This window comes from Amphritea sp. (assembly GCF_048266285.1).
In the GTDB taxonomy this organism is placed as follows: Bacteria; Pseudomonadota; Gammaproteobacteria; order Pseudomonadales; family Balneatricaceae; genus Amphritea.
Genome location: NZ_JBLWZV010000043.1, coordinates 1 through 8,663, shown reverse-complemented (window position 1 = coordinate 8,663; position 8,663 = coordinate 1). Strand labels below are relative to the sequence as shown.

Here is an 8,663-nt window from a genome sequence, read left to right as displayed (position 1 = left end):
CATTCTTAATGTTGAAATTATGATTTGTGACGTGACATGTGTCATTTTTCGGGTCTTCTGACTACTATTACTGCTCGGTTTTGTTGTCTCTAGGTCAAGATGTCTACTTACTTTTCTGATCGTATAACTCTTAAAATGCTCCGCTATTTTTATGAAGTGGCGCAGTCTGGTCACTTTAACCAGGCCGCTAAGAATCTCAAAATTACGCCATCGCCTCTAAGTGCGCAAATTAAAGAGCTTGAATCCGTTTTGGGGGTGGTTTTATTAGAGCGTACATCACGTAGTGTGGTGTTAACGTTACCCGGAGAGATCCTACAACGTGAGTGTGAGTTGCTTTTTCGCAGTCTCGACCGTTCGCTTTATCAGGTACAAAAAGCGAGTCGTAATGAGACTCACACGATTAAAATAGGTATGGTTAGTTCGGCGTTTTGGGCAGGTTTTGGTCGAATGTTGAAAGAGTTTAACCGCGCGTATCCTGACTATAATGTAGAGCTATTTGAGCTGAGCCCCGAACAGCAAAAGCAACAATTGCTGGATAAGCAGATTGACGTCGGTTTATCTCGGTTTGCTGATGCATTGAATATTTATCCGCTCATGTCTAAACGCATAACGGATGAGCGCTTTGTGATAGCGATGTCCGATGAGCATCCGCTCAGAATAAAGAAGCAATTGTCGCTTTTGGATCTTAAAGATCAAGAGTTTTCATTTTTGGTGCTTCGTAATTCCGCATCAGCAAACATGGTGATGGATGCTTGCATGAATGAGGGCTTTTCGCCTTCAATAAAAAATGAGTTTGTCGAACCAACGACACTTATGGCTTATGTGTCGAGCGGAGACACGATTACTGCGGTGCCTTCTAGTTTTGCTCAACACTCTTGGGATCATATCCACTTTGTTCAGTTGAAAGAGTATTTGCCAGCTGGGTTGTGTATGATTTACGACCCGCGAGATATGTCTTCTGCCTTGAAGGCTATTACTGAGAAGTTTTGAAAGCCAACGAATAGCCCGATAACGAGGTTATTCGTTGGTTTGTCTTATGGTCACCTTTTCGGTGATGGACTTTATATTTTCACGGCATCAATTCGCGGTTTTTTCATTATCGAATATACCTGCGGTAACAGGCTGGTCATGATCATTAACCCCATAATCGTGTATTGCGATGCGGAGAAAGCTTCCCCCACAAGCAACATGCCAGATAGAATCCCTGCGATCGGATTAGCGATTCCACCAAAGGTAAACTCAACGACTGTCATTCGTTGCAGCAACCAAACATACAGTCCATAGGCAATGGCAGTAGTAAAGATGATAAGCCACGATAATCCCATCAGGTTAACCACGTTGGCATCGATAATCGCATTACGATATGTCTCATAATTAAAGGCTGCATGAATTCCCGACAAGGCCAGTAATAAGCTTCCTCCGATAATGAGCTGCCATGTCAGTACCGTCCACCAGTGAGTTTGAGATGCCAGTTGCTTAGTTAAACTGCTGCCTATGACTAAACACAGGATCGCTCCTAGCATGGCTATCAATCCAATTGGATTCAGCGATATCGATGCTGGATTAAACAGAACCCAAGCGAGTGCAATCAACAACCCACCACTAATCACTTGTACCCTTGATGGTTTTTTCTTGGCAACAATCCAGTGATAAACCATGGCAAAAACGGGAACAGAAATCATCCCAACCCCAGAAACCGCAGATGGTAAGGTTAATGCCATAATGAAGATACAAGTAAAAAATACCGCAATATTGACCAGTCCTAACACGCTTAGCGCTTTTAGGTCTTTCCATGTAGGTATGGAAGGACGGATCAGCAACAATAGCAAGCCTGCTGGTAGTGCCCGCAAGGCTCCGAGTAATATGGGTGGCCAATCAGGTAGTGTGTATTGAGTCGCCGCGTAAGTAGTTCCCCACAAGAATGCGGGGATCATAGCTAACAGTATATTCATATTTAGAAGTTGTATTTAACGGTATAGATAATTGCGCTGTCGGTATCAGATTGGCCGAGTTTATTGTGCGCGTAACGGTACTGAAGGCCTAAGCTGAGATTTTCTGGCGCATTCCACCATACAGATAGAGAACCGTTGTAAGACAAGTCATCGTCCTCTCTGGTCGAATTCACATAGTCGTTAGTACGTGCAAATTCGGTTTCATGCCAGTTAGATAGCGTGAAGTTTTGTTCTCCCAACTTAAACTTGTAGTTGGCAACCCAACCAGCCATACCGCCGTTCATACCGGCAAAACCATTTTTGTTGGTGTAGTGAAATCCAACAAATGGACTGAAGAACCAGCCTGAATCGCCCACTAGGTTATATGAAAGGCCCAATACCGTATTTCGACCATGGAAGCCTTGGTTTTCTGTTGAGTAGGTCTGCGCGTACCAGCGTAATTCATCAAGCCCGGTTTTGACTGCAAGTTTACCCTTGCTCGATACTGCTACAGCATCATCATTGCTCGCCGTGCTATCTTGGAATTCAAAATCGACAAAGCCATAAACCTCGCCCCAAGTAAAACCTGCACCGCCTTCTAGTTCTAGGTAAGCAAAGTCCTGTTTGTTTCCGTTACTACGCTCCTCAGTGTCTGAGGACCAGTCTAAATAGTTAATGTTCACACTACCGAAGCTATATAAATATTCCGCGCTTGCTGTGGTGGATAGCAGTGTAGACAAAAGAAGTAAATGGTATTTGTTCATAGAAACTCCAATAAAGTTTTTATCAAACGTGACAACCCATAGGTGCTGAGTAACCAGCACCTAACGTATGGTTTGAAAGTTTTTTAATAGTTACTGTAAGAGGGGGAGAGGATTCCCGTATTTGGGAGTTGGGAGCCCAAAATGCTGAGCGACCGTGGCACCAATATCCGCAAATGTAGAGCGACAGCCCAGATCACCGGATTTCAACCTGGCTCCATAACCAATAATTGGTACGTATTCCCGAGTGTGGTCGGAGCCATTCCAGGTCGGGTCGCAACCGTGATCGGCAGTGATGAACAGCACGTCTTCATCCGACATTTCTGCTAATAATTCCGGCATGCGACTGTCAAAATACTCGAGAGCATCAGCGTAACCTTGGGCATCTCTGCGGTGGCCGTACTCTGAATCAAAGTCAACAAAGTTAGTGAAGATCAGCGTATCTGACTCACTGTTCTTGAAAGCCGACAATGTTTGATCAAATAGTTCAGGAATACCTACCGCTTTAATTGATTTGTCTATCCCTGAACCTGCAAAAATATCTGAAATTTTCCCAACACCAACAACTTGCGCAGTTGCTGACTCTTGAAGTTGATTGAGAACTGTTGGCTTATGAGGTGCTACGGAAAAATCTCTTCGGTTTCCGGTACGGATAAACTCTCCAGGGGCTCCAAGAAAAGGTCTCGCGATAACACGGCCAATATTGTAGTCATCCAATATGACTCGTACCTTCTCGCACAACGAGAGCAGTCGGTCTAAGCCGAAATGCAACTCATGAGCTGCAATTTGAAATACCGAGTCCGCCGACGTGTAAAAAATTGGAGCGCCTGTACGAATGTGCTCTTCACCAAACTTATTAATAATCGTGGTGCCTGATGAGTGGCAGTTCCCTAGGGAGGTCAGTAGACCAGTTTTATCGTAGATTCGGCTAAGTAGTTCTTCAGGGAAGCTGTTGTGCTTATCTGTAAACTGACCCCAATTAAACTCAACGGGTGCGCCCATCATTTCCCAATGACCGCTGGTGGTATCTTTTCCAGTGGATATTGGTGTTGCATATCCAAAGCAAGCCTTTGCATTAATATCAACATTAGCGTTAAGAACAGAGTTGCGGGAAGCTGAGTTTAATACCTTACCTAGCCCCATCTTTGTTAAGTTAGGAAGGTTGAGTCCAGAGTGAGATGTGCTCGCTTCTCGCCAATCGGCAATATGACCTAAAGTGTTTGCACCATGGTCATTAAATGCCGAAGAGTCCGGTGTGCAGCCAACACCAAGTGAGTCAAGAACGAGTACGATAGCTTTACGAGGCATTAATAATCTCCTTGTTCCATTTGAGATTCAGCGCCTAGTGTTTTCAGTAAATCAACCAGTAAGCTAGAGGTGCCGAAGCGATAGTGTTGAGCGTTCAGCCAATCACTCCCCATAATATCGGTGGCTGCCTCGATATAGTTTTTTGCATCCTGGGTGGTTTTAACGCCACCGGCCGCTTTAAAGCCAACCCTGTCTTGTGCGCCAAGGTCGAAAATGGCTTGAACCATAACGCGTGCCGCTTCAGGTGTGGCGTTGACTGGTACTTTGCCCGTTGAAGTTTTAACAAAATCAGCGCCTGCGCGAATAGAAACCTCTGTTGCTTTACGGATCAATTCTTCTGATTGAAGTTCGCCTGATTCAATGATGACTTTAAGAAGTACGTCTCCACAAAGATTTTTTACTGATTGGATCATCTCGAAACCAATTGATTCATTGCCTGCCATTAGGGCGCGGTACGGGAACACAATATCGATTTCATCGGCCCCATAAGCTAACGCAGCCCGGGTTTCCGCTAGGGCGATGTCAAGGTCACCATTGCCGTGTGGGAAATTCACCACTGTGGCAACCTTAATCTCTTCAGTACCTTGTGCTTTAAGCTGTTTTTTAGCAAGCGGAATGAATCTCGGGTAGATACAAATAGCTGCAGTCATACCAAAGGGAGTTGCAGCATTTTGACATAACTTGATGATGCACTCATCCGTCTCTGTATTGGTTAATGTCGTGAGATCTAATAGGCCAATCGCATGCTTTGCAGCGCTTGAGAGTGTGTTCATTACAAATCCTAGTAACTAATTAAAAGTGGAGGAGCGATTCAGGAGTAGCGCTCCTCCAGGGGGAGGGTTAGATAACAAATGAGATGAAAATACCAGCGATTGCTGCGCTCATTAGGTTTGAGCAGCTTGCTGCAATCAGAGTTCTCACGCCATATTTAGCAATAAAGTTTGTGCGCTGAGGGCAGAGCGTGCCTAGTCCACCGATTAGGATGCCCATTGATGCAATATTGGCAAAACCACACAGAGCAAAGCTGATGATTATTTTAGATTTCTCGTCTAGAACATGAAGACCCTGCTCTAGTACTACACTTGCATCTTTTAGGTATGGAGCTAAGTCAGAGTAAGCTACAAATTCATTCACAATGATTTTCTTACCAATCATTGATCCTGCGATAGCGATATCCGCAGCTGGTACACCTAACAAGAAAGCTAGAGGAGCGAAGATCCAGCCTAGAATCAATTCTAGTGACAATTCCATTCCGACGAATGAGCCTACGCCGCCAAGAACAGTGTTCACCAAAGTAACTAGGCCAATCATAGCGATGAGCATGCCGCCGATTGCAACGGCTAGTTTCAATCCGCTAGAAGCACCTTCACCTGCTGCTGCAAGCACGTTTTCAGCGCGATTTTCAGCAAAGCTGGTATCTTTACTTACTTCGTATTGCGGTTTCTCGGTTTCTGGAATGATCATCTTGGCAAATAGGACGCCACCTGGAGCTGCCATGAAAGATGCAGCCAGGAGGTATTCCATCTCAACGCCCATCATTGCGTAACCAGCCAGAACGGTTCCCGATACAGAGGCCATGCCTCCACACATTACCGCGAAGAACTCAGAATCGCTCATTTTCGGCATGTATGGCTTAACTACCAATGGGGCTTCACTTTGACCTACAAAGACATTCGATACGGCTGACATGGATTCCGCTTTCGATGTTCCAAGTACTTTTGCCATCGCACCGCCAATAATGCGAATGACATATTGCATGACGCCTAAGTGGTAAAGTACAGCGATAAGCGCTGAGAAAAAGACCACCAGCGGCAATACATTTAGAGCAAAAACAAAGCCAATACCATCAACGGAAAAGTTAACTAAGTTACCAAATAGGAAATTGATACCCGATTTACCGCTGTCTAAAACCGCATGTACGCCATGTGACATGCTTTCTAATAGCGCGCGTCCCCAAGGTACATAAAGTACTAGTGCACCAATGGCCATCTGCAGGATGAACGCTGTACCGACCGTTCGTAAATTGATTGCTTTACGATTGGTCGATGCCGCGTAACCAATGCCTAATAAAGCTGCTATCCCTAAAAAACCGACCGCAAACATAATTGCTCCTTGTTTCTAAAAGTGTTCTGTCATAAATGCTTTGATCAATGAGATAAAGTCCGCTTCGGCGAGCTTGGCGCATTTCAGAGTCTGATCATGTGATAGCTCTACATCGCCTAGACCTTCCGCCATGTTAGTGATTGCGCATAGCGCTACGACTGGTAGGCCACAATGTGCAGCTGAGATAACTTCAGGGACGACAGACATGCCAACAACATCTGCACCGATGATTTGCATCATGCGAATTTCAGCGGCTGTCTCAAAATTAGGTCCGGTGTAAGATACGAAGACGCCTTCATTCAGGTGAATAGAATGTTTTTCAGCGATCGCCTTCATTTCACAACGCAAGTCTCTGTCGTAAGCATTCGCCAGACTGAAGAATCGTGGTCCGTATTCCTCGTCGTTTGCGCCGGTCATAGGTGAGTCAGGCATGGTGTTTATGTGGTCGTTAAACATCACTAGTGAACCGACATCGATGCGATCTGGACGCAGTGAGCCCGCCGCATTGGTGACCAGAAGAAACTCACAACCAAGTTTCTTAAAAGTGCGAACTGGCGTTGTCATCACCTTCATGGTTTGGTGTTCGTAGTAGTGTCCACGACCTTTCATGCAGACAACATCGACACCATTCATTGAACCCAGAACAAGCTCACCGGAATGGCCCTGTACTGTGCTCACAGGAAAACCGTCTAGCTCTTCGTATGAAATGCTGACCTTGTCTGTCAGTTCGTCGGCAATCACGCCCAGCCCAGAACCAAGAATAAATGCCGCTTTCGGGGCAAAGTCTGGTTTACGTTCACGAATCGTTTTTAGAGCGTTGATTACTGGATCATGTGACATAGTTGTATCTCTCATATTGGTTTATTCGAAAGAGATATTAATGTGGGATTTCCCCTACAACTATCGTCAAAATGCATCTTATCATGCTGAAAATAAGCATGAACAACATATGCAATTATGTTTAATTAACTGGAGGGGAGTGAGTTATCTCACAAACTGTAATTGATATGTGAGGATGGTTTTTTTTTTGAATGAAAGTTGAGATGCGGGCTATGTGACCTGGAGTGTTTCAGTGTGTTACAGACTGATAGGAATTTGCAAAAAAATTAAAGTTGAATCACTTTCTAAGGATAATTTGTTGTTTGGGATGCTAGGCTGCATGGAAGCGGTCATAATTAAAGGTGCAATATTTTGGTCCGTGCCTTTAACATAGCGAGCAATCAACTGAGTGTAATTATTTCCCAAAACATTGAAGTTGATTCAGTGCTAGCAATAGTCCGCAGTCTATGTCTGGGTAGGGTGTAGAGAACGGTTGTATTGATATCCAGTTATCCTTCTGGTCAACGGCGATAAATAGCTCCACATCATCCACCAGCACTGTATATTCTATTTCGGCGTTTGGGGTAACGTTCAGGTTTTTCTTGCGACCACTCCATTGCACATATTCCATTTCCTCAAACCATTTCGGCACGACGCCCTCTGAAACAAGAAGCTTTGCAATTTCTCTGAATATGGGTTCTCTCACGGAGGTATATCACTACGCGCTTATCATTTTTTGCAAATTGTTCATAGCTAAGACTTTGTTGCGAAAATCGATTGAACTAAATCATAATATTACGATCAGCTCAGAGACATTCACTCACTGGCTATGATTTCATGCCAAAGCCTAGCTACAAAACCACCAACTGGTGCGAGTACAATCACTCTCTGATAAACCGATATTCACTTACTTTTCGGATTGACGAAGAGGCGCTTGCTGAGTAGAAGCAACCTATACAGGGCAAATGTGGCAGGACACGACTGTCTACTGACCTCGCTATCACGACGGTCCTCATGGTTAATCGCTTCTTCTCTGCATCTTTAAAAGCATTACAGAGCTTTATTGACTCGGTATTTAGACTGGCAAATATGCCACTGGTTTGTCCTCACTATACTGCATAGGTCGCCGAGCCAAGGATGTGGAGGCAATCCACCATACTAAAAGTAATCCGTATTTTGCTAAATTAAGTTAAGACTCTAAACAGGTTTTGTCCAAAACCTTGCTAGAGATTGATCAGACTTCATAGTCATTTCCATAGCGTTTCGGTTTGCAATGCACCTTAAAAATGATCAAACTTTAGCTTTTTATAGCCTACGAATCATTTGAAAAGGCACGTTTCCGATCAAATTTTTGTCCTCCGACATCTACATCACTCTCACGATGTTAAATCGACCCATATAGGAAAGAATTTCTATATCGTCTTTGTAGGCCTGCATTAGGATTCGCTTTGCCTGATTATAAGCAGCTAACTTACCCAACTTCTCTATCGAGGCAAGCTTCGATTTAAGTACGCGCTCACCGTTAACATCGTACTCCATCCACTTGGCCAAATAATACGAGGTTCTTTTGTACGGATCCGCACCAGTCGGTGTCGGCTTATGTACTAGAGCTGGCTCCAAGCTATGTGGCAATCTCGTAAAGAGTTCAGGCTCATTTAAAACCCGTCTCCAGTGCTTTCCCCACAATTCACGACCAAGTGTATCTCGCAGTGCAATCGCCTTCTTTAATCCAGCTTCTTCC

At 44.5% G+C, this 8,663-nt stretch carries 9 protein-coding genes and 1 pseudogene; 2 read left to right on the top strand and 8 right to left on the bottom strand.

Annotation, left to right across the window (positions count from 1 at the left end; all coding sequences use genetic code 11):
• Positions 1-99 precede the first annotated feature (99 nt).
• Entirely contained in the window at positions 100-990 is an 891-nt protein-coding gene (locus ACN0T0_RS20170; protein WP_417228628.1) for a LysR substrate-binding domain-containing protein, read from the top strand.
• A gap of 71 nt (positions 991-1,061) precedes the next feature.
• On the opposite strand, the gene ACN0T0_RS20165 is transcribed toward ACN0T0_RS20170, so the two are convergent.
• From ACN0T0_RS20165 to ACN0T0_RS20135, 7 genes are all read right to left on the bottom strand, one after another.
• The gene (locus tag ACN0T0_RS20165; RefSeq protein WP_417228630.1) at positions 1,062-1,934 is read right to left on the bottom strand and encodes a DMT family transporter; all 873 of its coding nucleotides are present in this window, start codon (positions 1,932-1,934) and stop codon (positions 1,062-1,064) included.
• Between the two features lie 20 nt (positions 1,935-1,954).
• A complete protein-coding gene (locus tag ACN0T0_RS20160; RefSeq protein WP_417228626.1) occupies positions 1,955-2,695 on the bottom strand; it encodes an outer membrane protein OmpK in 741 nt (246 codons plus the stop codon).
• Positions 2,696-2,785: 90 nt separating this feature from the next.
• Positions 2,786-4,000 carry a phosphopentomutase gene (locus ACN0T0_RS20155; protein WP_417228624.1) on the bottom strand — a complete coding sequence of 405 codons (1,215 nt, stop codon included), beginning with the start codon at positions 3,998-4,000 and terminating at the stop codon, positions 2,786-2,788.
• Positions 4,000-4,773, bottom strand: coding sequence for a deoxyribose-phosphate aldolase (gene deoC / locus ACN0T0_RS20150; RefSeq protein WP_417228622.1), 774 nt, complete (start codon positions 4,771-4,773; stop codon positions 4,000-4,002). The genes ACN0T0_RS20155 and deoC overlap by 1 nt, the downstream gene beginning before the upstream one ends.
• A 67-nt stretch (positions 4,774-4,840) precedes the next feature.
• The gene (locus ACN0T0_RS20145; protein WP_417228620.1) at positions 4,841-6,103 is read right to left on the bottom strand and encodes a NupC/NupG family nucleoside CNT transporter; all 1,263 of its coding nucleotides are present in this window, start codon (positions 6,101-6,103) and stop codon (positions 4,841-4,843) included.
• Between the two features lie 15 nt (positions 6,104-6,118).
• A complete protein-coding gene (xapA, locus tag ACN0T0_RS20140) occupies positions 6,119-6,943 on the bottom strand; it encodes a xanthosine phosphorylase (RefSeq protein ID WP_417228618.1) in 825 nt (274 codons plus the stop codon).
• Between the two features lie 394 nt (positions 6,944-7,337).
• Positions 7,338-7,574: a hypothetical protein gene (locus ACN0T0_RS20135; RefSeq protein ID WP_417228616.1), complete on the bottom strand. Its 237-nt coding sequence runs from the start codon at positions 7,572-7,574 to the stop codon at positions 7,338-7,340.
• Between the two features lie 185 nt (positions 7,575-7,759).
• Between ACN0T0_RS20135 and ACN0T0_RS20130 the strand changes: the two are divergent.
• Positions 7,760-8,088, top strand: a pseudogene (locus ACN0T0_RS20130) (transposase); the annotation flags it as partial.
• 199 nt (positions 8,089-8,287) lie between these two features.
• On the opposite strand, the gene ACN0T0_RS20125 reads toward ACN0T0_RS20130, so the two are convergent.
• Positions 8,288-8,663 (bottom strand): hypothetical protein (locus tag ACN0T0_RS20125; RefSeq protein ID WP_417228614.1); only part of this gene is annotated, 376 nt, incomplete at its 5' end.